A 21,644-nucleotide genomic window follows, 5' to 3' on the forward strand; every position below is an offset into this window, starting at 1 on the left:
GCGCTTCAACTGCGCGCGGCGGCGCGCGCCTCCAGCAGGTCCCACAGCCCGCGATGCTGCGCGAACAGCGCCTGTGCGCCGAAGCTGATCGCGCGTTCGCTGGCGGGGTCGTCGCCTAGCGCGGTGACGACCGTCGCGGTCTCCGCCCGGGGCGGTAGCGGGTCCATGGGAATGTCGATCCCGAAATGCTTTGCCGCCGCATTCAGCACGGCGCGGATCGACCGCCAGTCGATCGTCAGCGCCGCGATCGCCCCGGTTGCGCACCCGCGCCGCGCGGACCGTGCCAGCATCTCCAGCGCGTGACGATGCCCGGATATGGCGGCTTCGCTCGCCTGTTGTCCGGGGGTGGAGGGCAACGGGCCGACCGCCGCGGTCAGCCGCGCCAGATACGCGCGCTCGCCGGCAAAGGCATCGGAAAGGACGGCGAGCCAGTCCTGCGCGTCTTCCTGCGCGCGCGCCGCATAGGCTTCGTCGGGCATGCCGGGATGGCGACCATGCGTCGCGCAAAGCGCGTGAACCGCATCCGCCAGATCGCGTTGATCGGGCCGCCGCGCACCGAGCCGGAGTACATGCGGGTGCCGGGCGATGCCGTCGACCAGGGCCAGCCGCTCGACCAATTCCCACGCGCCGGTATCGCGGCCGATCGATGGAGGTGCGAGCGTCATTTCAGCGGGTCGTTCCTGGTGATGCGCGCTGGGTGCGTCGATCGCGGCATCTTTCGGCGTCACTTCTATACCGAAGCGCGTAAAGACGAGGTTTATGGCGCATTCAGCGTTTTTGCGGGAAAGAAGTGCGGCCTTCGATCCGATCTGAACCGGGTCTACGGCCACCCTCGTCGGATGAATGCCGCATGCTCACGCTTCTGGTTTCGTTGCACGATGGACCCCGGGACAGCCCGGTGTGACGAGTATGCATTGCGCGTAAACACTGCCCCTTCGTCAGGGACCTTTACGCCCCACTCGCCCGTCGTGATAAGCACCCATCGGCGATCGCTCGCCACGGCCAGGAGGAAATGGATGCGCGCATGGGTGTTGAGGCTGGCATTAACTTCGGTCGGAGCTTCGATCGGGATGTCGATGGGGACCGCGGCGATGGCCGCTGAGGACCCCGCACAGGTGCTGGCGACCGCACCGGCCCAGTCTCTCTCGGCCCAGCCTCCCTCGCCCCAGCCTCCTGCAGACGCGCAACCGGCGGTGCTGACGATCGCGCGCGTGTTCGGCAATCCCGGCCTCGGGGGGGCATCGCCACATGCGCTGCGCCTGTCGCCCGACGGCACGCTGCTGACATCGTTGCGGCCGCGAGCGGACGACAAGGATCGGCTCGATCTGTGGGCGCGCGACACCCGGACGGGTGCCGAGCGGATGCTGGTCGATTCCAAGAAGGTCGGCAGCGGCGCGGAACTGAGCGAGGCTGAGAAGATGCAGCGCGAACGCGCGCGGATCGGCGGATCGAAAGGGATCATCGCCTATGAATTCGCGCCCGACGGACAGTCGATCCTGGTACCGCTCGACGGCGACCTCTATCTTGCGACGCTCGACGGGCAGGCGCGGCGACTGACTCAGACGCCGGGCGGCCAGTTGAACCCGATCGTCAGCCCCAAGGGCGGGTTCGTCAGTTTCGTCCGCGACCAGAATCTCTGGGCGCAACCGCTCGCCGGCGGAGCCGCCAAAGCACTGACGACGGGCGGCGGCGGCACGATCCATTTCGGCGAGGCGGAATTCGTCGCGCAGGAGGAAATGGATCGCCGCACCGGCTATTGGTGGTCCCCCGACGAGCGCCACATCGCGGTCGAGCGGTTCGACGAAGCCCCGGTTCACGTCGCGACCCGCGCGGCGATCGGCGCGACGGGGACTAGCGTCTACCGGCAGCGCTACCCCGGCGCGGGGACGCCCAACGTTCTGGTCGAGCTATACGTCATCAATCCCGACGGCGGCGGGCAGGTGAAGGTCGATCTCGGCGTCGATCCCGATATCTATCTCGCCCGCGTCGACTGGCTGCCCGACGGCACTGCGCTCCTCGTCCAGCGCGAGAGCCGCGACCAGAAGCGGCTCGACATGCTCCGCGTCGATCCGGCGACGGGCAAGTCCGTGATCCTGTTCAGCGAGAAGGCGGGCGCGAAGAGCTGGCTCAACCTGTCCGACGCGTACAAGCCGATGAAGGACGGCGGGTTGATCTGGCGATCCGAACGCGACGGCTATGGCCATCTTTATATGTTCGCCAAAGGGCATTGGACGCAATTGACCAGGGGGCCGTGGGTGGTCACGTCGCTGGTCGGCGTCGACGAGGCGAAGCGGCGCGTCTATTTCATGGGGACGAGGGACGATGTGCTGGAGCAGCAGCTCTATGTGATCGATCTGGCGCATCCCGGCACCCCGACCCGCCTGACCGAGCGTGGCTGGACCAACGCGGCGACGATGGACGCGGCGAATACCCGGCTGATCGTGACGCGTTCGAATCCGAACCAGCCGCCGCAGGTGTACCTGGCCGATACCGACGGCAAGCGGCTGGATTGGATCAGCGAGAACGCGGTCGTCGCGGGGCACCCCTATTATCCGTATCTCGCCGCGCACCGGCCGACGCAGTTCGGAACGATCAAGGCCGCCGACGGCACGACGCTCTATTGGGAGATGATCGCGCCGCCGCTGGTCGAGGGCAAGAAATATCCCGTGTTCTTCCAGCATTATGGCGGCCCCGGCACCGGGCAGCAGGTCACCCGCGGCTGGCAGGGCGCGCTGCCGCAATATCTCGTCAGCCAGGGGTATATCTTCTTCCAGATCGACAATCGCGGATCATACAATCGCGGCAAGGCGTTCGAGGATCAGATCTATCACGCGATGGGCACCGTCGAGGTGCAGGATCAGCTTGCGGGCGCGAAGTATCTGCAATCACTGCCCTTCGTCGATGGCGCGCGGATCGGCATCTACGGCTGGTCCTATGGCGGCTACATGTCGCTGAAGATGCTGGAGAAGACACCGGGGGTCTATGCGGCGGCGGTATCGGGTGCGCCGGTCACCGACTGGCAGCTGTACGACACGCATTACACCGAACGCTATCTGGGCGATCCCGCGAAGGATCCGGCAAGCTACGCAACATCGGCGGCCTGGGCGCAGACGTCGGATATCAAGGACCCATTGCTGATCATCCACGGCATGTCCGACGACAATGTCTTCCTGGACAATTCGCTTAAGGCGATCGCGCACATGCAGCAGACGGACACGCCGTTCGAGATGATGCTCTACCCCGGCAACACGCACCGCGTCGGCGGTCCCGGGATCAGCGAGCATCTGTGGGGCACGATCATGGAATTCATGGATCGCAAGGTGAAGAACAAGCCCTGAGCCAAGCCATTCTTTGTCGCCCCGGCCTTGAGCCGGGGTCCCGCTCCCTCTAGGCGGGGGCGGAAACAGCGGGACCCCGGCGCGAGGCCGGGGTGACGGAGGAATGATGGGTTATAGAATCGCCGTCGTCGGTGCGACGGGCAATGTCGGGCGCGAGATGGTCAACATCCTTGCCGAGCGCGAATTCCCGCTCGACGAGATCGCGGTGCTGGCCTCGTCGCGCAGCCAGGGCGACCAGATCGAATATGGCGACACGGGCAAGATGCTGAAGGTCCAGAACCTTGAGCATTTCGATCCGGCCGGATGGGACATCGCATTGTTCGCGATCGGCAGCGAAGCGACCGCGGTCCATGCGCCACGGTTCGCCAAGGCGGGCTGTACGGTGATCGATAATTCGTCGCTCTACCGGATGGACCCCGACGTGCCGTTGATCGTGCCGGAAGTGAACGCCGCGGCGATCGACGGCTACCGCGCGAAGAACATCATCGCCAACCCCAATTGCTCGACCGCGCAGATGGTCGTCGCGCTGAAGCCGCTGCATGACGCCGCGACGATCAAGCGAGTCGTCGTCGCGACCTATCAGTCCGTGTCGGGCGCAGGAAAGGTCGGCATGGACGAGCTGTTCGAGCAGAGTCGCAACATCTTCGTCGGCGATCCTGCCGAGGCGAAGACTTTCACCAAGCAGATCGCGTTCAACGTCATCCCGCATATCGATGTCTTCCTCGACGACGGGTCGACCAAGGAGGAATGGAAGATGGTGGTCGAGACGAAGAAGATTCTCGACCCGAAGATCAAGATCAGCGCGACCTGCGTCCGCGTGCCCGTCTTCGTCGGACATAGCGAGGCGATCAATATCGAGTTCGAGCGTGACATCGGCGCCGCCGATGCGAAGCGAATCCTGCGCGAGGCACCGGGCGTCATGCTGATCGATAAGCATGAGGACGGCGGCTATATCACACCGATCGAGGCGGCGGGCGACGACGCCACCTATGTCAGCCGGGTGCGCGAGGATCCGACGGTGGAGAACGGGCTTTCCCTATGGTGCGTGTCTGACAATCTGCGCAAGGGTGCCGCGCTGAACGCGGTACAGATCGCGGAATTGCTCGGGCGGCGGCATTTGAAGAAGGCAGGTTGAGCGGATGATAGCATGATGCTATCATCTTGCCCTGGCCCATTTACTCGTTCGCCAGCTGGATGATGCGACGATCAAGCGGCTTAAGATCATCGCGCGCGAACGCAAGACCTGTGTCGAGGCGCTGGCCCGGCCGCGATAAGCGATGTCGCGCAACTGGCGATCGAAAATATGACCACGCGATCTATGGCTGCGTCTATCCCGCGGTGGCGGAAGCGTTGGATAGCGAATTGATGACGGCCGACGGGAATTTTGCCCGAAAATTGGCGGAGACCGGCAATGCGACGCGCGTATTGATGCTGGCACGACGATGACCACAACAGAACCACAATATTTCAACAGCTTCGATGGCGTTGCCATTGCCTGGCACGAAGTCGGTGAAGGACGTCCTGTCGTTCTCATCCATGGCTTCATGTCCGACGCGAAGACCAACTGGATTCGCTTCGGTCACGCCGCGGCGATCGCGGCGAAGGGTTACCGCGTCATCATGCCGGACCTGCGCGCGCACGGCGACAGCGCGAAGCCGCATGACGCCGCAGCGTACCCGCTCGACGCATTGACGCGCGACGGGCACGCGCTGGTCGTGCATCTGGCGCTGACCGATTACGATCTGGGCGGTTACTCGTTGGGTGCACGGACGGTGTCGCGGATGCTGGCGACTGGGGCGACGCCCGCACGCGCGATCTTCTCCGGCATGGGGTTGGAGGGGCTGACCACAACGGGTCGTCGTGCCGGACATTTCCGCAACATCCTGACGCGTCTCGGCCAGCACGAGCGCGGCAGCCCCGAATGGCTCGCGGAGGCGTTTCTGAAGACCAGCGGCGGCGATCCCGTCGCGCTGCTCGGTGTCATCGACACGTTCGCGGACACTGCGATCGAGGATATCCGCACTTTCGCCATGCCCGCTCTCGTCGTGTGCGGTGCGGACGATCACGACAACGGTTCCGCGCCCGCGCTCGCCGATGCGTTACCCGGTGCACAATATTTCGCGGTACCCGGCGGGCATATGAGCGCCGTTACCAAGCCCCAACTCGGGCTTGCGATCGCAAACTGGCTGGGCGGCTAGGGAGCGGACGCCGGTCCGTCGCTCCCCGCGCTCAGTTGGGCACCGTCCCCTCGTCGGCGACGCCCGCCTCGAACGACCTGGACGAATCGCGGCCGTCGATCTGATGCGCGCCCTTGTCAGGTTTGGCTTTTTCCGCCGCCTTGGGCGTGCTGCCGCGCAAGGACAGCAGCGCCGCGGTTGCCGCTGCGCCGATCGCGGCGACGCCGCCGGCGACCGCCGCCACCTTGCCCCAGCTGCCACCCGATTTCTCCGATGCGGTCGATGCGCCCTTGGTACGCTTCGTGTTCGGCGACTTTGCCGATGCGTGCGGTGTCGCGCGCTTCGTGGAGCGGGGCTTGGGCGTCTTTCCGGTCGCAGTCTTGCGCGCCGTATCCGCTGCGGATTTGACGGCGTCGATCGTCGCTTCCGGCGCGGCCTTCACCGCGGCGGTCGCCTTCGCGACGACGGTTTTCGCGGTCGATGGCTTGGGTCCGGTCTTGGCCGTCGTCGCGCGTGGCGCACGGCGGGGCGTCGTTTTCGGCTTGGCAGCCGCTGCGTCGGTGTTCGGCGTTTCGGGTGTGTCGGCCATGCTGCTCTCCCTGAAAGTGATTCCGGATGCGTAACGCAACCGTCATAGCTTGGTTCAATTGCCCGCCTGGCGCTAGCGGAATGGCGGCTCGTCGAACGCACGCAGCTTGCGGCTGTGCAGTTTTGCACCCTCCAAACGCAATTGTTCGCACGCCTCGATCCCGATCCGCATATGCTCGCTGATCGCGCGCTCGTAGAAGCGGTTGGCCTGCCCCGGCAGCTTGAGTTCGCCGTGCAGCGGCTTGTCCGACACGCACAGCAATGTCCCGTAAGGTACTCTGAAACGGTATCCTTGCGCCGCGATCGTCGCCGACTCCATGTCGATCCCGACCGCGCGCGACAGCGAGAAGCGAAGCGCCGACCGCGAATAGCGCAGTTCCCAGTTACGGTCGTCCGTCGTCACGATGGTGCCGGTACGAAGACGCCGCTTCAGCTCCTCGCCCGATTGCCCCGACACGATCTCCGCCGCCTTCGCCATCGCCACCTGCACCTCGGCGATCGCGGGCACCGGGATTTCGGGGGGCAGCACATCGTCCAGGACATGGTCGTCGCGCAGATAGGCATGCGCCAGCACATAGTCGCCGATCCGCTGCGACGGCCGTAGCCCGCCGCAATGCCCGATCATCAGCCACGCCTCGGGTCGGATGACCGCCAGATGATCGGTGATCGTCTTCGCATTCGACGGCCCGACGCCGATATTGACGAGCGTAATCCCCGTCCGATCCGGTGCCATCAGGTGATAGGCGGGCATCTGATGCCGCCGCCACGCGCTGTCGTTGATCAGCTCGTTCGCGTCGTCCCCCGGCCGGATGACGACATCGCCCGCCCCCGACAGCGCGGTGAAGCGGCTGCCGTCGCCCAGCTGTCCGGCCGCCCAGCGAACGAATTCATCGACATAGCGGTGATAGTTCGTGAACAATACGAACCGCTGCGTATGCTCCGCGGGCGTGCCCATATAGTGCCGGAGGCGCGCAAGCGAGAAGTCGGTGCGAAGCGCATCGAACAGCGCGAGCGGCCGTGCCGCGGCGGCTGAATTCCACAGCCCGTCCGCGATCTCGTCGCCGATATGCGCCAGGTCGGTCGCCGGGAAATGGCGCGCCAGTTCGCCGGCGGACACCGAGTCGAGGCTAAGCGCGTGGCCGGGGTCGAGCACATAGGGAAACGGAATTTCCTGCCGCCCCGGCACCGCCTCCACCGACACGTCGTAATCCTCGATCAGCAGCGTCAGCTGCTCGGTCAGATAGTCCGCAAACAGCCCGGGCTTGGTCACGCTGGTCCGATATTCGCCGGGCTGCACAAGCCGTCCGAACGAACGCAGCGGCGTCGGTCGATCGTCGCCGCCACGGAAGATCAGCCGGATGTCGGGATAGGCGAACGATCCATCGGTGCGCGCTGCCGCTTCGGGAATTGTGCCGTTCGTCAGATAGGCACCGAGCGCGGCCTGCAGACGGGCGACGGAGGCGAGGTACAGGCGATCGAGGTCGGCGACGATGGTGGCAGCGATGGTCATCGCCCCGGGCTACCGGGCGCATATGACACTGGCAAGCGCGGCCGGTGCTAGGTCCGGACCTGCCTGGCGATGGCGTCGAGCAAGCCGTTGACGAAGCCCGACTCCCGCCGTTCGTAGAACGCGTGGGCGACATCGACATATTCGGTGATCACCGCCGCCGCAGGCACGTCGGCGCGTGCCAGGAGTTCGTAAGTGCCGGCGCGCAGGATCGCCTTCATCGGCTTATCGAGCCGTGGCAGCGTCCAGCCCTTCGCCAGCTTCGCCTCGATCGCGACGTCGATCTCGCCGATCCGCGCGACCGCGCCTTTTACGATATCATCGAAGAAATCGGCATCGGCCTCGGCATATTCGACATCTTCGATCGTCGCGCCGATCCGGTGCTGATGGAATTCATGGAGTAGCGCGGTGACCGCGATACCTTCCATCTCATGCTGGTACAGCGCCTGGACGGCGGCAAGCCGCGCGGCGGCGCGGGCCTTCGATCGGGTGGCGGTGCGGGACATCGCGGGGGCTTTAGGCGGTGGGGGCGGGCGCGTCACCCCCTGCGGTCGATAGTGAGCGGTTGCGAATTTGACCGAGGCTTGCGAACACGAGCCGAACGATCGGGGGAATGCGATGTCCGACCTATCGGCGCTGACGGAGCGTGAGCGACGGGTCTTGGTCATGCTGGGCCGTGGGCACGACGCCAAGTCGATGGCGGTCGAACTCGACCTGTCCGTTCACACGGTCAACGAGCGGCTTCGCACGGCGCGACGCAAGCTGGGCGCGTCCAGCAGTCGGGAAGCCGCGCGCATGCTGGATGCGCTAGAGAGCTGCGAGTCCGCCTGGTCCGGCCCCAAATTTTCTGGACCTCAGAAATTAGGGGTTACGGGGCAGGTCGATCTTCAGGCTGAGCGAGGGGCGCGGACTGATCCGCGAACGCCTTTGAGGCGCGCTTTCCTTTACACCACTGGAGCGATGCTCATGATCTTCGTCACTATTTCCGCGATCGCTTTCTGGATGGCGGTTCCCACCGAAGGGCCCGCTGTAGGGTCGCAAGCCGCGCCGCATGTTATTCGAACCTTACCGGCTGCCGGTGCCACCATCGCGCCCGGTCCATTCCTGCTGTCCGTGACCTATGATCGGCCGATGCGCGGCGGGTCGTATTCGTTCGTGCAGTCGTCCGCCGATAGTTACCCCGCTTGCAGTAATCGCCCGACGCAATCGGCCGATGGTCGGACTTTCATGATGCGGTGTACCGCGGCACCGGGGCGGACGTACCATGTCGCGTTCAACGAGACGCCTTACATGAATTTCAAGTCGGTCGATGGCGTCCCTGCAACGCCTTTTCACCTGACCTTCACGGCGGGTTCGTATTGATCTACTAGAATCCCCCGTGCAGCCGTACCGCCAGCACGTTCGCCGGCCCGCGGTCGCGATTGTAGCCGGGGTTGGCGATGTGCTGCGCGTCGAGTGTCAGGTTGATGCCCTTCAGCGCTGCGAGATCATAATAGAGTTCCGCGATCTGCTCCGCCCCGGCATCCGGCAAACGCCCGTCGCCGATCAGCACGCCGATCCCGCCCGCCGCCAGATAGCGCCGATGCGCCGCAGAGATGCCGTTGACGACGAGTGCCAGCCCGACCCGGTCGTTCGTGCGACCCCAGCCCTTGCCCGACAGCGCGCCGCCGACCTGGGCGGTGCGGTCGATGTCGGTGAAGTCGTACGGCTCGATCGACCCGTCCGCATAACCCGCGCGGACGAAGAGCCCGAACGTGTCGGTCAACGCCTGCTCGGCGTTTACCTGCGCGCCGATCCGCGTCAGGCGGCGGCGGGTGGGGACGGGGTCGACGGGCCCGCCCGTCGCCAGCGCATAGGCGACCGCATCGTCGAACCGGCTGAACTGTCCGCGGTTGCGGAAGACCGTCACCCTGACCGCGCCCGCGCGTCCCGCGACAGTGTGGCGATGCTCGACCTCGGCATCGACCTGATACTGGCCGAAGCCCGTTTCCAGCGTCTCGCCATTGGGGATTTTCGACAGGTTGAACCCGCCGAGCCGGAACGTCCACGGACCCGTATAAAGCTCGCCCGACACGCCGTAGCTATAGCCCCACGCGTCCGCCGCGTAATCGAACGTGCCGGCGTCGACGACCGACCAGTTGAGGAAATCGCCGCGCGGATCGTGCGCATAGGCATTGGTGTCGAACACGTCGCCGACGCCGAACTTGCCGATCGTCAGGACGATCCGGTTGGCGTCATGGCTGCCGCCGAGCATGTTCTGCGCAGCATCGACCGCCTGTCGCTCGCCGCCCAGCCCGATGGTCTGGCGGAAGAAGAGCCGTTGCAGCCGGAAATAGGGCGACGCCTTGCCGACCTTGTACGCCTCCGCACTCGGGAAGCCCGCCGCGCCCAGCGTGTTCGACAGGCCGAACCCCTGGTCGATCTCCGGGTTCGCCCATAGCTCCGCGCCGCGCCACGGCCGAACGCCAATGAACGCGGTGGCGTCGAAGGTTTCCTTCACCTGATGCGGCGTCAGACTGTTCGTGCCGGCATAAGGCGAAGCAAACCCGCCGACGCCCTGCGCGACGAAGGTCGCCTGCCCGTGGATCGCATAGGTCTGATCGGACGGCGGCGCGGGGGTGTCGGGCGTCGTCTGGGCAGCAGCCGTCCCCGTAGCGACAAGCCCGGCCAGTGTGATCGCCGCCGCGCGGATCACCGGTTCAGCCGCAGCCTCAGCGCGACCGAGCGCGCATGCGCGGGCAGACCCTCCGCCTCCGCGAGCGCGACCGTCGCCGGGCCGAGTTCGCGCAGCGCGGCTTCGTCGAGCCCGAGGAAACTGGTCCGCTTCATGAAGTCTAGCACCGATAGCCCTGACGCGAACCGCGCTCGGCGGCCGGTGGGGAGAACATGGTTGGGCCCGGCAACGTAATCGCCGATTGCTTCGGGCGTGTGACGGCCGAGGAACACCGACCCGGCGTGGCGGACGCGGTCGAACAGGGCCTGCGGATCGTCGATCGCGAGCTGCAGATGTTCGGGCGCGAGACGATCGACGAGCGGCATGGCGTCCTCGAGCGTCGACGTCACGACGATCGCACCATTGGCCTTCCACGCGGTGCGCGCCGTCGTGCCGGTGCCGAGCGTGTCCAGTTGCCGATCGACCGCGGCAGCGACCCGGTCGGCGAAGGCATCGTCATCGGTGAACAGGATCGACTGGGTGGTGACGTCGTGTTCGGCCTGGCTCAGCAGGTCGGCGGCGATCCATTCGGGGTCGTTCAGGCCGTCCGCCACGACGACGATCTCGCTCGGCCCTGCGACCATGTCGATGCCGACGACGCCGTAGACCTGCCGCTTCGCCTCCGCGACCCAGGCGTTGCCGGGGCCGGTGATGATATCGACCGGCGCGATCGGGCCGGCACCGTACGCCAACGCGGCGATCGCCTGCGCACCGCCGATGCGCCATACCTCGTCGACGCCCGCCAGATGCGCCGCGGCGAGGACGAGCGCGCTGATCTGCCCGTCCGGCGTCGGCGTGACCATCGCCAACCGCCCGACCCCCGCGACCCGCGCGGGGATCGCATTCATCAGCAGCGACGACGGATACGCCGCGCGCCCGCCGGGGACGTAGATCCCCGCCGCATCGACCGCGCGCCACCGCGCGCCGAGCCGGACACCGGCGGCATCGACATAGTCGGTATCGGTCGGGCGCTGCTTCTCATGATAGGCGCGGATGCGGGTGGCGGCGAGTTCGAGTGCGGCGCGCAGGTCCGGGTCGAGCGCATCGAACGCGGCGGCGCAGTCCTCCGGCGCGATCCGCCAGCCGGTGGTGGCGAGGTCGTGGCGGTCGTGGCGACGGGTCAGCTCGGCGACCGCGGTCTCACCATCGCTGCGGACGGCGGCGATGATTGCGGCGACGTCGCGCGCGACGTCGGTCGAGGATTCGCGGCGATCCTCGACGAGTGCGGTGAAACGATCGGCGAAGTCGGGTTCGGCGGTGTGGAGGCGGATCACCTCTCACTCCCCTGCCGTGTACGGGAGGGGGAGCAGAAGAAGGCCGCGCTCACGACGCCGCCACCCCAACCGCGCGCCGGAACGCCTCGACCAGCGGTACGACCTCGGGCCGCGTCTTCATCGCCGCGCGGTTGACCACCAGCCGCGACGTCACGTCCATGATCCGTTCGACCTCGACCAGCCCGTTCTCGGCCAGCGTCCGCCCGGACGACACCAGATCGACGATCCGCGGTGCCAGCCCCAGGGTCGGCGCCAATTCCATCGCGCCGTTCAGCTTCACGCATTCCGCCTGCACCCCCCGCGCGGCGAAATGCGCGGCGGTGACGTGCGGGTATTTGGTGGCGACGCGAACATGGCTCCATCCGCGTGGGTCGTCGGTAGCGGCCATGTCGACGGGCTCGGCGACCGACAGCCGGCAGTGACCGATGCCGAGATCGACCGGCGCATAGAGTTCGGAATAGGTGAATTCGGCAAGCACGTCGGACCCGACGATACCGATCTGCGCCGCACCATGGGCGACGAAGGTCGCGACGTCGAATGCGCGCACGCGGATCAGTTCGATGCCGGACACGTCGGTCGCGAAGCGGAGCGCACGGCTGTCTTCGTCCATAAAGCCGGCCTCGGGCCGTATACCCGCCGCCGTCAGCAAGGGGATCACCTCCGCCAGGATGCGTCCCTTGGGGACCGCGATGATGATCGGGGTGGCCATTTCCCGCCGGGCTTTACGGGGGGGGAGGGGCGGGTGCAACATGCCCGCCGACAGGAGGGCAGGATGGCAACCGAAGATACCAATCGCGGCGCTTTTCGCATCCAGGAACATTATTGCCGCGCGAACGCCTCGCCGATCTATGCGGAGGTCTGCGCCGCGCTCGCGGATGGGCTGACGCGCGAGACGCGGACGGGTGCGCGCGTGCTGGACTGGCCGGGCGAGCCGACCCGCGATGCGGTGCCGCTGCGGCTGATCGGTGCGCTGCACGCGCTGGTCTTGGCCGGGGCGGATGCGGACTTGGCGGACATGTTCGCGGGGCGAATCGCCGCGCCCGGCCGGATCGCCGCAGTCGTGGCCGACGTCCTGCGCGACCATGACGATGCGTTGTATCCCTGGCTCGACGGTCCGCCAGACGAACGAGCCCGGTCGATCGGCTGCGCTGATTACCGGACTGATCGCCACCGCCGCGCGGTTCGGGCCGAAGCTGGAGGTGCTGGAGATCGGATCGAGTGCCGGGCTGAACCTGCTGATCGATCGCTTCCGGATCGATCTGGGCGGCACGGTCGTCGGGCCGGCGGATGCGCCGGTGTCGATCGTGCCCGACTGGCGTGGGCCGCCGCCGCCATCGGTCCCCGTCGACATCGTTGCCGTCCGCGGCTGCGACGTTAAGCCGATGGATGCGACCGATCCCGCGGTCGAGGCCCGGCTGGCGGCGTTCATCTGGGCCGAGGCACCCGAGCGGCTGGCCCGCGTGCAGGGCGCGATCGCGATGCTGCGCGAACGGCCGGTCGATCTGGTGCAGGCCGACGCCGCGGACTGGATCGAGGCGCGGCTCGCCGAGCCGCAGGCGGCGGGGGTCGCGCGCGTCCTGATGCACTCGGTGGTGTGGCAATATCTGCCCGAGCCCGTCGCGGAACGTATCCGCACGGCGATGATTGCGGCGGGTGCGCGCGCGACGGTCGACCGTCCGCTGGCCTGGGTGTCGATGGAACCGGACCGGTCGCTCGGCCATATGGTCGTGCGGGTGTGCGGCTGGCCGGGGGATGATCGCTGGCAGGTGTCGGCGACGGCGCATGCGCATGCGGCGTGGATCGATTCGCGGGCGCCCGATGCGGGGGATGGGGGGATCGCGTTGCCGGAGGGTGCGGAGGTTCGGGTTTGATTGTTCTTTGGAGGGACGCGGAGTGCAAGCTGAGCCTTCATTCCCACCCTGGCGAAGGCCGGGGCCCAGTTGCACCGTCGCTAGCTAACGCGGGTATCTCGCAGCCATTATCGTCTCGTAACCGGGCCCCGGCCTTCGCCGGGGTGGGGATAAGGGCGTACGTGCTATCCCGCCCACCCCCGGATCGCCGCGATCACCGCGGCCGGATTCTCCCACGGCACGAAATGCCCGGCATCGACCTTGACCACCGTAAGGTCCGGCACCAGCGCGTCCAGCCCGTCCAGCTGGCTCGGCAGCAACGCCTTGTCCTCCGCCCCCCAGACCACCAGCACCGGCATCTTCGTCGGCGGGAATGGCGCGTCGAGAAAGGTGGGCCGGGGCGGGGTCTCGTCCATTGCCGGCACCTGGATCGCGCTGGCGCGGTACCAGTTCAGCATCGCGGTCATCGCGCCGGGCTGACCCCATTGGTCGAGATAGACGGGCTTCTCGTCCGCGATCTTCGCGAAGTCGGTGTGTTTCATGAAGCTGCCGTCGAAGAAGGACGAAAGCCCGATCATCGCGATATGCGCCTCCAGATCGGTATTGCGGAATGCGCGGATATATTGACTTGCCGCGCGCTGCGCGGGCTCGTCGAAGATGGTGCGCTGGAAGACGAGCGGGTGCGGCGCGTTGACGATCACCAGCCGCGCGATGCGGTCCGGGTGTTGCAGCGCCGCCATCCAGGCGACCGCGCCACCCCAGTCGTGCCCGACCAGCGTGAATCGGTCGATGCTGAGATGGTCGGCGAGTGCGATCAGGTCGGCGACGATCTTGTCGGGGGTGTAGTTCTCCACGCCCTCGGGCTTCGACGATCGCGCATAGCCGCGCTGGTCCGGAGCGATGACGTAATGGTCGCGGGCGAGGTCGGGGACGACGTGACGCCACGTCCGATGCGATTCGGGGAAGCCGTGAAGGAGGATGATCGGCGGGGCGGCGGGGTCGCCGGTGATCTGGACGTCGAGTTCGACGCCGGTGGATAAAGCGATGCGTTGCAGGTCGTCGGTCATTCACTCTCCTGCCATTCTCGGGAAGCTGTCCGTATCAGCCGACCCATGTCGCGAACATCATGCGATGCCCTTCGGGCGTCGCGACCGGCATCTCGCGCCAGCCCCAGGGCTTGTCCGCGGGCGGGGCGAGGATACGGGCACCGCGAGACGCGAATTCGGTATGCAGCGCATCGACGTCGCTGGTCGCGATAAAGGCGAAATAGCTGTGGTCGCCCAGCGCCGACGCCGGAATGGCACCGGGGCAACGCCCCATCATCAAACGCACGTCGTCCCGAATGACCGCTTGCCAATTGTCGCCGTCGTTCCAATCCTTCGTGAAGCCCAGCGTCTCGGTGAAATACATAGTCGACGCCGCAAGGTCGCGAACGGCGAGGACAAAGGCATGCGGGCGAAGCGTCGGGTTCATCAGGGATAGCTCACGGTCTTCGGTACCTCGGGGATCGGGATCCACTCCTGCGCATCGCCCGGCACGCGGGGAAAGTCGCCCGCCATCCAGGCGCGTTTGGCCTCGGCAATCCGGTCGCGCCGGCTGGAGACGAAATTCCACCACACATGCCTGGGCGTTGCGAACGCATCGCCGCCGCACAGCATCGCGCGGCCACCGTTCGCCGATCGCAACGTGGCCGCGATGCCGGGACGCAGCACGTACAGCGTCATCGGCGTCAACGGCACGCCCTCCAGCGTCGCTTCGCCTTGCGCCAGGTACAGCGCCCGCTCGTCCGCGGCGGCGTCGATCGGCACGGTGGCCCCCGGCTGCAGGATGATGTCGGCATAGATCGCCCCCGCCAGCGCGGTCGTCGGGGCGGTCGCGCCCCATAGCGAGCCCATCACGATCCGCGCCTGCGCACCGTTCGCCTCGACGATCGGCAGGCCGGCGGCGGAGACATGTTCGAATGCCGGATCGGTCTCCTCCAGCGCATCGGGCAAGGCAAGCCATGTCTGGATGCCCGACAGGACCGGGCCATCGCTCCGCTCGTCGCCCGGCGATCGTTCGGAATGGACGATGCCGTGCCCCGCGGTCATCAGGTTCACCGCACCGGGTTCGATCCGCTTGGCGGTGCCGAGCGAGTCGCGGTGATCGATCGCGCCATCGAACAGGTACGTGACGGTCGACAGGTTGATATGCGGGTGCGGGCGTACGTCGATGCCATGGCCGGGCGGCAGATGTGCCGGACCCATCTGGTCGAAGAACAGGAACGGCCCGACCATCGTCCGCGCCTTGGCGGGGAGCGTGCGGTGAACCTTGAACCCGCCCAGATCGTGTGTGACGGGCAGGATTTCCTGTTCGATGAAGTCACCGAACATGCGCGCGCTCCGTCGCGTTCAGCATCCGGGTCAGATCCTCGGGATAGAATCGCTCGTCATGCACAGCCAGCTCGTCGCGGGTGAACCAGCGCCACTGCGTCATGACCCGGCGTTCGAGTTCGGTATGCCCCGACGAATCGATATCGACCGCGCCGACATCGACGCGAAACCAGCGCTCGTCGGCGCTGACCTCGATGCCCTCGATCGTTCGGAATTCGACCTGCCGCTGCGCGATCTCGGGACCGGGATCGGCATCGATCCCGGTTTCCTCGCGCAGCTCACGCCGCGCCGCCGCTTCGTAGCTTTCGCCCGGGTCGACCGCGCCGCCCGGGGTGCACCAGAAAGCCGGGCGATCGTCGGGCGTGAAGCGGAACAGCAGGATGCGGCCTTCGCCATCGACCAACAGGATTCGCGCGGCGGGGCGTGGCACCCTCACGCGGCGTCCAGCTCGGGATAATGGCGAAAGATGCCGTTCTCGTTGAACGCCAGCCGCCGGTCGCTCTTCACATAGGCGCGGATGCCGGGCAGGTCGGCGACCTGCGCATGGATCCGCACGAGGTTCGGATGGTCGGGCTCCAGCGTCGCCATCCGCTTCGGAAACATGTAGCGCAGCCCCTCGACCAGCTGGAACAACGACGTATCGACATAGGTCCAGCGGTGATCGATCAGCCAATCGCCGGGATTGGCGATCACCGCATGCTCGAAATATTTGAGGAATTTGGGCATTCGTTCCGCGCGGAACCGCCCGGCGGCACGCAATGCCTCGGGGCGTTGTTCCGCATAATAGGCCATCGCGTCGACCGGGTGATGGACGTCGTGCACCTCCGCGACCATGTCCGCGATCGTCAGCTGCAATTGGTTCAGCCATAGCCGGTCGGCGATGTTCGACGGGGCGACGTCGTGGCGCTCGCCCAAGTACATCAGGATGTTGGCGACCTGCGCGATCACCAACCTGTCATTGACCAGATAGGGCGGCGCGAACGGCGTTCGGCCGCTGCGCGCCGCCATGTCGGCGAGCAATGCCTGCCCCGCGTCACCGGCCAGACGCGCGCAATCCTCATAGCCGATACCCGCCGCCTCCATCGGCAGCCGGACGAATTCGCCACGGCCGGGAATCGAGGGCCAATACCAAAGCTGGTAACTCATCGCGCATCCTCCGGCGCGCGCGCCCTGATGGCGAGCGCATGGATTCGCGTGGCTAGCAGATCGGCCAGCACATGGTTTATCATACGCTGTCTTTCCACCCGGTTGCGCCCCGAAAACGCGGCACTTTCGATCGCGACGGAGAAATGCGTCTCGCCCGTGCCGTCATCGCCCATATGCCCCGCATGCTGGCGACTGTCGTTAGACACGGCGAGATGCGACGGAGCGAGCGCCCTGGTCAGGCGATCGGCGATCGTGTCGGCGAGCGGTTCTGTAGAAGTGGCATTCATCGCGCCTATATAGCGCCTTTTGTCGGAGCGGGGACCCGGTGTCGGGGGAAAACGAAAAGAAGGAGCGGCCGAGCCCGCGCTTCCATGGCCGGGTCGAGAATACCGGTCAGCGCTGCGCCCAGCCGGGCTGCGACGAACCCGGCGAATTCCGCGCGCCGCCGGCGGAGGGAACGGCTGGCCCGGACGGCCCGCGCCCCTATCGCTGGATGTGCCTGGAACATGTCCGCGCGTTCAATTCGCGGTACAATTTCTTCGACGGGATGAGCGTGGACGAAATCCACGACGCGCAGCGGCCGCTGGCGGGATGGGAGCGGGAAACGCGTGCGTTCGCGCATGGCGGCGCGGATCGCCCGCCACGCTGGACCGATTTCAGCGACCCGATGGACGCCATCGGCGCGCGCTTCCGCCGCGAGACCGCGCCGGAGCGGTCCGACGGCAAGCCCTTATCGGGACAGGACCGCGCGAGCCTGAAGGTCCTCGGCCTCGCGGCGGATGCGGACCGGATGGCGCTGCGCAGGCGCTACAGCGAACTGGTTCGCCGCTATCATCCCGATCGCAACGGCGGCGACCGGGCGCATGAGACGATGCTGCAACAGGTGATCGCGGCGTACCAGCAGCTGCGCCAGGCACCGGCGTTCGCATGACATGGGTCACCTCGATGGGTCGGACTTGCGCTGAATGGTTGAAGCGGGGCCGTTCGTTGCCCTAAGGCGTTGAGCCACAGGCGAGGCAATAATGACTGATATCCCCAACACCATGCCCGACAGTCGAGAAACGACGATCCTCGAAGCGCCCGACCGCGTCGCGAAGATCCGTGAGATGTTCGGGATCGATTCGGACATGGAGGTCCCCGCCTTTTCCGAAGCGGACGAACGCGTTCCCGATCTCGATCCGGCCTATGTATTCGACCCCGACACCACGCTCGCGGTGCTGGCGGGGTTCGCGCACAACCGGCGCGTGATGGTCCAGGGCTATCACGGCACGGGCAAGTCGACGCATATCGAACAGGTCGCCGCGCGGCTGAAATGGCCGTGCATCCGCATCAATCTCGACGCGCATATCAGCCGCATCGATCTGGTCGGGCGCGACGCGATCGTGCTGAAGGACGGGCAGCAGGTCACCGAATTCCGCGAGGGGTTGCTGCCTTGGGCGCTCCAGACGCCGACCGCCCTGGTGTTCGACGAATATGACGCGGGTCGCCCCGACGTGATGTTCGTGATCCAGCGCGTGCTGGAGACGGAGGGCAAGCTGACCTTGCTCGACCAGAACCGGGTGATCCGCCCGAATCCCTGGTTCCGCCTGTTCGCCACCGCCAATACGGTCGGCCTGGGCGATACCAGCGGGCTGTATCACGGCACGCAGCAGATCAACCAGGGCCAGATGGACCGCTGGAACATCGTCGTCACGCTGAACTATCTGCCCGCCGCGGTCGAGGCACAGATCGTGCTTGCCAAGTCGGGCGAATACGACAAGCCCGACGGCAAGAAGGTCGTCGACCAGATGGTCCGCGTGGCGGACATGACGCGCAAGGGCTTCGTCAACGGCGACATCTCGACGGTCATGAGCCCGCGGACCGTCATCACCTGGGCGCAGAACGCGCTGATCTTCGGCGATGTCGGCTTCGCGTTCCGGTTGTCGTTCCTGAACAAATGCGACGAGGCGGAACGGTCGCTGGTGGCGGAATATTACCAGCGCGTGTTCGGGAAGGATCTGCCGGAAAGCGTGGTGGGGAAGGGTTGATGATGGCGGTGGACTAAGGTAGTTAGTCCATCAGGAGGCCAGCATGGCAGAAGCCGATCCGCAAACGACGTTCAATATCCACGAGGCGAAGACGCAATTTTCTCGCTTGGTGCGTCGCGCGCATGCCGGGGAAGAGATTATTGTCGCTAGGGATGGCGAGCCCTATGCGCGGTTGATGCCGCTAGCCGAGGAACCTCGGATGGTGCGTCAACCCGGGCGCTACGCGCATTTGCTCGAGCACGTTTCGGAAGAGGATGTGATGGCTCCTTGTTTCACCGAAGAGGAACTCGACGAAATCGAGAACGCCAGTATCTTCCCGCCGGAATGACGATGCGGTTGCTGCTCGATACGCATGCGCTGATCTGGTGGTGGAAAAATGATCCGACATTGCCGACCGCTGCCAGAGCGGCGATGACCGCCACGTCGAATCAGGTGTTCGTCAGCGCGGCGTCGGGCTGGGAACTGGCGACCAAAATCCGGAAGGGACAATTGCTCGAGATGCGCGCCAGCCTGCCGGCCTTCGCGGAGGATGTGATCCGCGACGGATTCTATCATCTCCCCGTGACGGCGCAGCACGGCGTGCATGGCGGCTCCCTATCGGGTGCCCACAAAGATCCCTTCGACCGGCTGATCGCGGCGCAAGCCTTGCTGGACGACATGACCGTCGTGACCCGCGACCGCGAAATCGCCAAATTCGGCTGTAAGGTTCTCTGGTAATGTCAACCGAAACCCCTCTCGACCGGTTCAAGGCCGTCCTCGCCGGCACGGCACGCGCGATCGCGGACGAGCCGGAGGTGGAACTCGCATTCACCGCCGACGCGCCTGTACAGTCGGGCAAGCATATCAAGGTGCCGATGCCCGCGCGCGCGCTGCCACCTGAACAGGTGGCGGAGGCGCGTGGGTTCGCCGATGGCTTCGCGCTCCGTTTGAAGCATCACGACACCGCGCTCCACACACGTGGCGCGCCTGGCGAGGCGGTGGCGCGCGCGGTATTCGATGCGATCGAGGGCGCGCGGGTCGAGGCGCTGGGCGCACGCGGCTATGCGGGGATCACCGACAACCTCGCGATAGCGCTCGACGCCAGACTCCGGTCCGATCCCATCACGCGTGCGCGCAGTCAGGCGGAGGTGCCGCTGTCGACCGCCCTCGGCCTGCTGGTCCGTGAGCGGCTTACGGGGAATGCGCCGCCCGCGGTTACCGTGCCGGGGCTGGCACTGGTGCGCGACTGGATCGAGGACAAGACTGACCTGTCGGCGCTTTTGCTGGCGCTCGACGATCAGCGCGCGTTCCAATCGCTGGCGATGAAGCTGCTCGAGGACCTTGAACTCGTCGAGGGCGAGCAGGTGCCAGAAGACAGCGACGACGGCGGCAGCGAGGACGAAGGCACCGAAGAGGAGTCGCAGCCCGACGAGGGCGACGAGGGCCAGGAACAGGGTGGCGAGGGACAGGCCGAGGTCGAAGCGCGCGGTGAGCAGAGCGAGTCGGACAGCGAGGATGGCGATGGCCAGCAGAGGTCCGACGACCAGTTCGACGACATGGACGGCGACCCGGGCGACGATGGCGAGGAAGGGATGCAGCCCGTCCGCCCGAACCGCCCGTTCGCGGACACGTCGCCGCAATTCGACTACAAAGCCTGGACGACGCAATTCGACGAAGTCGTCGCCGCGACCGAACTGTGCGACGCCGACGAACTGGCGCGGCTGCGCAGCTACCTGGACCAGCAGCTCGTCCACCTGCAGTCCGCGGTTTCGAAACTCGCCAATCGGTTGCAGCGCAGGCTGATGGCGCAGCAGTCGCGGTCGTGGGACTTCGATCAGGACGAGGGGATGCTCGACGCGGCCCGATTGGCGCGGGTGGTGGTCAATCCCACGCAGTCGCTCAGCTACAAGATCGAGCGCGAGACCGATTTCCGCGATACCGTCGTCACCTTGCTGATCGACAATTCGGGGTCGATGCGCGGCCGCCCGATCTCGATCGCCGCGATCAGCGCGGATATCCTGGCGCGCACGCTGGAGCGTTGCGGCGTCAAGACGGAGATCCTGGGCTTCACCACACGCGCCTGGAAGGGCGGGCAGAGCCGCGAGACCTGGCTCGCCGCGGGGCGTCCGCCGCAGCCCGGCCGGCTGAACGATGTTCGCCATATCGTCTACAAGAAAGCCGACGAGCCGTGGCGGCGCGCGCGCAATTCGCTCGGCCTGATGATGCGCGAGGGGCTGCTGAAGGAGAATATCGACGGCGAGGCGCTGCTGTGGGCGCATTCGCGATTGCTCGCGCGGCCCGAGGATCGGCGCGTGTTGATGGTGATTTCGGACGGGGCGCCGGTCGACGACTCCACATTGTCGGTGAATTCGGGAAGCTATCTGGAGCGGCATCTGCGCCAGGTGATCGGCTGGATCGAAACCAAGTCGCCGGTCGAACTGGTCGCGATCGGGATCGGCCACGACGTGACACGATATTATACGCGTGCGGTGACGATCATGGATGCGGAGCAGCTCGGCGGGACGATCATCGAGCAACTGGCGGCGTTGTTCGATACGCCGTGAGGGTGATGCCGCCAACCCCGGCGAAGGCCGGGGCCCAGCTGCGAAGGTTGTGATAGGGCATTGAGCGCTAGCCCCGAAAGGCCCGAAACTGGGCCCCGGCCTTCGCCGG

Annotated in this window: 24 protein-coding genes and 1 pseudogene; 11 read left to right on the top strand and 14 right to left on the bottom strand. The window is 66.3% G+C overall.

Going from position 1 to position 21,644, the window contains the following annotated elements:
- Positions 1–5: 5 nt before the first annotated feature.
- The gene (locus HUU99_RS01895) at positions 6–665 is read right to left on the bottom strand and encodes a DUF6975 family protein (protein ID WP_174284875.1); all 660 of its coding nucleotides are present in this window, start codon (positions 663–665) and stop codon (positions 6–8) included.
- Between the two features lie 351 nt (positions 666–1,016).
- Here HUU99_RS01895 and HUU99_RS01900 point away from each other — a divergent pair, with 351 nt between their 5' ends.
- Both HUU99_RS01900 and HUU99_RS01905 read left to right on the top strand, forming a co-directional pair.
- Complete coding sequence (locus HUU99_RS01900) at positions 1,017–3,338, top strand: S9 family peptidase (protein ID WP_174284876.1); 2,322 nt, start codon at positions 1,017–1,019, stop codon at positions 3,336–3,338.
- 106 nt (positions 3,339–3,444) lie between these two features.
- A complete protein-coding gene (locus HUU99_RS01905) occupies positions 3,445–4,473 on the top strand; it encodes an aspartate-semialdehyde dehydrogenase (RefSeq protein WP_174284877.1) in 1,029 nt (342 codons plus the stop codon).
- A gap of 193 nt (positions 4,474–4,666) precedes the next feature.
- On the opposite strand, the gene HUU99_RS01910 is transcribed toward HUU99_RS01905, so the two are convergent.
- Positions 4,667–4,876 carry a hypothetical protein gene (locus HUU99_RS01910; RefSeq protein WP_174284753.1) on the bottom strand — a complete coding sequence of 70 codons (210 nt, stop codon included), beginning with the start codon at positions 4,874–4,876 and terminating at the stop codon, positions 4,667–4,669.
- On the opposite strand from HUU99_RS01910, the gene HUU99_RS01915 reads away from it, so the two are divergent.
- Positions 4,781–5,536, top strand: coding sequence for an alpha/beta fold hydrolase (locus HUU99_RS01915; protein ID WP_174284878.1), 756 nt, complete (start codon positions 4,781–4,783; stop codon positions 5,534–5,536). The genes HUU99_RS01910 and HUU99_RS01915 overlap by 96 nt on opposite strands.
- Positions 5,537–5,567: 31 nt before the next feature.
- Here the strand turns inward: HUU99_RS01915 and HUU99_RS01920 are convergent, their stop codons facing one another.
- The 3 genes from HUU99_RS01920 to nusB form a co-directional block, all read right to left on the bottom strand.
- A complete protein-coding gene (locus HUU99_RS01920; RefSeq protein WP_174284879.1) occupies positions 5,568–6,104 on the bottom strand; it encodes a hypothetical protein in 537 nt (178 codons plus the stop codon).
- A 72-nt stretch (positions 6,105–6,176) separates the two neighbouring features.
- A complete protein-coding gene (locus HUU99_RS01925) occupies positions 6,177–7,613 on the bottom strand; it encodes an AMP nucleosidase (protein WP_174284880.1) in 1,437 nt (478 codons plus the stop codon).
- A 47-nt stretch (positions 7,614–7,660) separates the two neighbouring features.
- A complete protein-coding gene (gene nusB / locus HUU99_RS01930) occupies positions 7,661–8,116 on the bottom strand; it encodes a transcription antitermination factor NusB (RefSeq protein ID WP_174284881.1) in 456 nt (151 codons plus the stop codon).
- Between the two features lie 112 nt (positions 8,117–8,228).
- On the opposite strand from nusB, the gene HUU99_RS01935 reads away from it, so the two are divergent.
- A complete protein-coding gene (locus HUU99_RS01935) occupies positions 8,229–8,972 on the top strand; it encodes a helix-turn-helix domain-containing protein (RefSeq protein WP_174284882.1) in 744 nt (247 codons plus the stop codon).
- 4 nt (positions 8,973–8,976) lie between these two features.
- Here HUU99_RS01935 and HUU99_RS01940 read toward each other — a convergent pair whose 3' ends face one another.
- From HUU99_RS01940 to hisG, 3 genes are read right to left on the bottom strand one after another with little or no spacing between them, the layout of a single operon-like run.
- Positions 8,977–10,305, bottom strand: coding sequence for a carbohydrate porin (locus HUU99_RS01940; protein WP_254602863.1), 1,329 nt, complete (start codon positions 10,303–10,305; stop codon positions 8,977–8,979).
- Positions 10,302–11,597, bottom strand: a complete 1,296-nt coding sequence (gene hisD / locus HUU99_RS01945; RefSeq protein ID WP_174284883.1) for a histidinol dehydrogenase — start codon at positions 11,595–11,597, stop codon at positions 10,302–10,304. The genes HUU99_RS01940 and hisD overlap by 4 nt, the downstream gene beginning before the upstream one ends.
- Before the next feature lie 49 nt (positions 11,598–11,646).
- Positions 11,647–12,306 (bottom strand): ATP phosphoribosyltransferase, encoded by a 660-nt coding sequence (hisG, locus tag HUU99_RS01950; protein ID WP_174284884.1) that lies wholly within the window; start codon positions 12,304–12,306, stop codon positions 11,647–11,649.
- Between the two features lie 63 nt (positions 12,307–12,369).
- Between hisG and HUU99_RS15455 the strand changes: the two are divergent.
- Positions 12,370–12,648: pseudogene (locus HUU99_RS15455) on the top strand (DUF2332 family protein); the annotation flags it as partial.
- Between the two features lie 37 nt (positions 12,649–12,685).
- Positions 12,686–13,468 (top strand): DUF2332 domain-containing protein, encoded by a 783-nt coding sequence (locus HUU99_RS01955; protein ID WP_254602864.1) that lies wholly within the window; start codon positions 12,686–12,688, stop codon positions 13,466–13,468.
- A 164-nt stretch (positions 13,469–13,632) separates the two neighbouring features.
- On the opposite strand, the gene HUU99_RS01960 is transcribed toward HUU99_RS01955, so the two are convergent.
- From HUU99_RS01960 to HUU99_RS01985, 6 genes are read right to left on the bottom strand one after another with little or no spacing between them, the layout of a single operon-like run.
- Positions 13,633–14,514, bottom strand: a complete 882-nt coding sequence (locus HUU99_RS01960) for an alpha/beta fold hydrolase (protein ID WP_174284885.1) — start codon at positions 14,512–14,514, stop codon at positions 13,633–13,635.
- Positions 14,515–14,548: 34 nt separating this feature from the next.
- Positions 14,549–14,920 carry a VOC family protein gene (locus HUU99_RS01965; RefSeq protein WP_174284886.1) on the bottom strand — a complete coding sequence of 124 codons (372 nt, stop codon included), beginning with the start codon at positions 14,918–14,920 and terminating at the stop codon, positions 14,549–14,551.
- The gene (locus HUU99_RS01970) at positions 14,920–15,819 is read right to left on the bottom strand and encodes a pirin family protein (protein ID WP_174284887.1); all 900 of its coding nucleotides are present in this window, start codon (positions 15,817–15,819) and stop codon (positions 14,920–14,922) included. Before HUU99_RS01970 ends, HUU99_RS01965 begins: the two co-directional genes overlap by 1 nt.
- Positions 15,809–16,255, bottom strand: coding sequence for an NUDIX hydrolase (locus tag HUU99_RS01975; protein ID WP_174284888.1), 447 nt, complete (start codon positions 16,253–16,255; stop codon positions 15,809–15,811). The genes HUU99_RS01970 and HUU99_RS01975 overlap by 11 nt, the downstream gene beginning before the upstream one ends.
- Positions 16,252–16,965 (bottom strand): glutathione S-transferase, encoded by a 714-nt coding sequence (locus HUU99_RS01980; protein ID WP_174284889.1) that lies wholly within the window; start codon positions 16,963–16,965, stop codon positions 16,252–16,254. The genes HUU99_RS01975 and HUU99_RS01980 overlap by 4 nt, the downstream gene beginning before the upstream one ends.
- Positions 16,962–17,252: a BolA family protein gene (locus HUU99_RS01985; protein WP_174284890.1), complete on the bottom strand. Its 291-nt coding sequence runs from the start codon at positions 17,250–17,252 to the stop codon at positions 16,962–16,964. The genes HUU99_RS01980 and HUU99_RS01985 overlap by 4 nt, the downstream gene beginning before the upstream one ends.
- 38 nt (positions 17,253–17,290) lie before the next feature.
- Between HUU99_RS01985 and HUU99_RS01990 the strand changes: the two genes are divergently transcribed.
- From HUU99_RS01990 to cobT, 5 genes are all read left to right on the top strand, one after another.
- The gene (locus HUU99_RS01990) at positions 17,291–17,896 is read left to right on the top strand and encodes a J domain-containing protein (RefSeq protein ID WP_174284891.1); all 606 of its coding nucleotides are present in this window, start codon (positions 17,291–17,293) and stop codon (positions 17,894–17,896) included.
- 91 nt (positions 17,897–17,987) lie between these two features.
- Positions 17,988–18,992 (top strand): cobaltochelatase subunit CobS, encoded by a 1,005-nt coding sequence (gene cobS / locus HUU99_RS01995; RefSeq protein ID WP_174284892.1) that lies wholly within the window; start codon positions 17,988–17,990, stop codon positions 18,990–18,992.
- A gap of 43 nt (positions 18,993–19,035) precedes the next feature.
- The gene (locus HUU99_RS02000) at positions 19,036–19,320 is read left to right on the top strand and encodes a type II toxin-antitoxin system Phd/YefM family antitoxin (protein WP_174284893.1); all 285 of its coding nucleotides are present in this window, start codon (positions 19,036–19,038) and stop codon (positions 19,318–19,320) included.
- 8 nt (positions 19,321–19,328) lie between these two features.
- On the top strand, positions 19,329–19,709 hold the full coding sequence (locus HUU99_RS02005) for a type II toxin-antitoxin system VapC family toxin (RefSeq protein WP_217430734.1): 381 nt from the start codon (positions 19,329–19,331) through the stop codon (positions 19,707–19,709).
- Positions 19,709–21,535 carry a cobaltochelatase subunit CobT gene (cobT, locus tag HUU99_RS02010; protein WP_174284894.1) on the top strand — a complete coding sequence of 609 codons (1,827 nt, stop codon included), beginning with the start codon at positions 19,709–19,711 and terminating at the stop codon, positions 21,533–21,535. Before HUU99_RS02005 ends, cobT begins: the two co-directional genes overlap by 1 nt.
- The last annotated feature ends 109 nt before the right edge of the window (positions 21,536–21,644 follow it).

Source organism: Sphingomonas bacterium (genome assembly GCF_903642285.1).
Classification (GTDB): Bacteria; Pseudomonadota; Alphaproteobacteria; order Sphingomonadales; family Sphingomonadaceae; genus Sphingomonas.

Bases quoted from the DNA above. Each gene is read 5' to 3' on its own strand.
- HUU99_RS01895 (WP_174284875.1), bottom strand. From the start codon at position 665: ATGACGCTCGCACCTCCATCGATCGGCCGCGATACCGGCGCGTGGGAA.
- HUU99_RS01900 (WP_174284876.1), top strand. From the start codon at position 1,017: ATGCGCGCATGGGTGTTGAGGCTGGCATTAACTTCGGTCGGAGCTTCG.
- HUU99_RS01905 (WP_174284877.1), top strand. From the start codon at position 3,445: ATGGGTTATAGAATCGCCGTCGTCGGTGCGACGGGCAATGTCGGGCGC.
- HUU99_RS01915 (WP_174284878.1), top strand. From the start codon at position 4,781: ATGACCACAACAGAACCACAATATTTCAACAGCTTCGATGGCGTTGCC.
- HUU99_RS01910 (WP_174284753.1), bottom strand. From the start codon at position 4,876: ATGGATGAGAACGACAGGACGTCCTTCACCGACTTCGTGCCAGGCAAT.
- HUU99_RS01920 (WP_174284879.1), bottom strand. From the start codon at position 6,104: ATGGCCGACACACCCGAAACGCCGAACACCGACGCAGCGGCTGCCAAG.
- HUU99_RS01925 (WP_174284880.1), bottom strand. From the start codon at position 7,613: ATGACCATCGCTGCCACCATCGTCGCCGACCTCGATCGCCTGTACCTC.
- nusB (WP_174284881.1), bottom strand. From the start codon at position 8,116: ATGTCCCGCACCGCCACCCGATCGAAGGCCCGCGCCGCCGCGCGGCTT.
- HUU99_RS01935 (WP_174284882.1), top strand. From the start codon at position 8,229: ATGTCCGACCTATCGGCGCTGACGGAGCGTGAGCGACGGGTCTTGGTC.
- hisG (WP_174284884.1), bottom strand. From the start codon at position 12,306: ATGGCCACCCCGATCATCATCGCGGTCCCCAAGGGACGCATCCTGGCG.
- HUU99_RS01955 (WP_254602864.1), top strand. From the start codon at position 12,686: ATGCGTTGTATCCCTGGCTCGACGGTCCGCCAGACGAACGAGCCCGGT.
- HUU99_RS01960 (WP_174284885.1), bottom strand. From the start codon at position 14,514: ATGACCGACGACCTGCAACGCATCGCTTTATCCACCGGCGTCGAACTC.
- HUU99_RS01965 (WP_174284886.1), bottom strand. From the start codon at position 14,920: ATGAACCCGACGCTTCGCCCGCATGCCTTTGTCCTCGCCGTTCGCGAC.
- HUU99_RS01970 (WP_174284887.1), bottom strand. From the start codon at position 15,819: ATGTTCGGTGACTTCATCGAACAGGAAATCCTGCCCGTCACACACGAT.
- HUU99_RS01980 (WP_174284889.1), bottom strand. From the start codon at position 16,965: ATGAGTTACCAGCTTTGGTATTGGCCCTCGATTCCCGGCCGTGGCGAA.
- HUU99_RS01985 (WP_174284890.1), bottom strand. From the start codon at position 17,252: ATGAATGCCACTTCTACAGAACCGCTCGCCGACACGATCGCCGATCGC.
- cobS (WP_174284892.1), top strand. From the start codon at position 17,988: ATGACTGATATCCCCAACACCATGCCCGACAGTCGAGAAACGACGATC.
- HUU99_RS02000 (WP_174284893.1), top strand. From the start codon at position 19,036: ATGGCAGAAGCCGATCCGCAAACGACGTTCAATATCCACGAGGCGAAG.
- cobT (WP_174284894.1), top strand. From the start codon at position 19,709: ATGTCAACCGAAACCCCTCTCGACCGGTTCAAGGCCGTCCTCGCCGGC.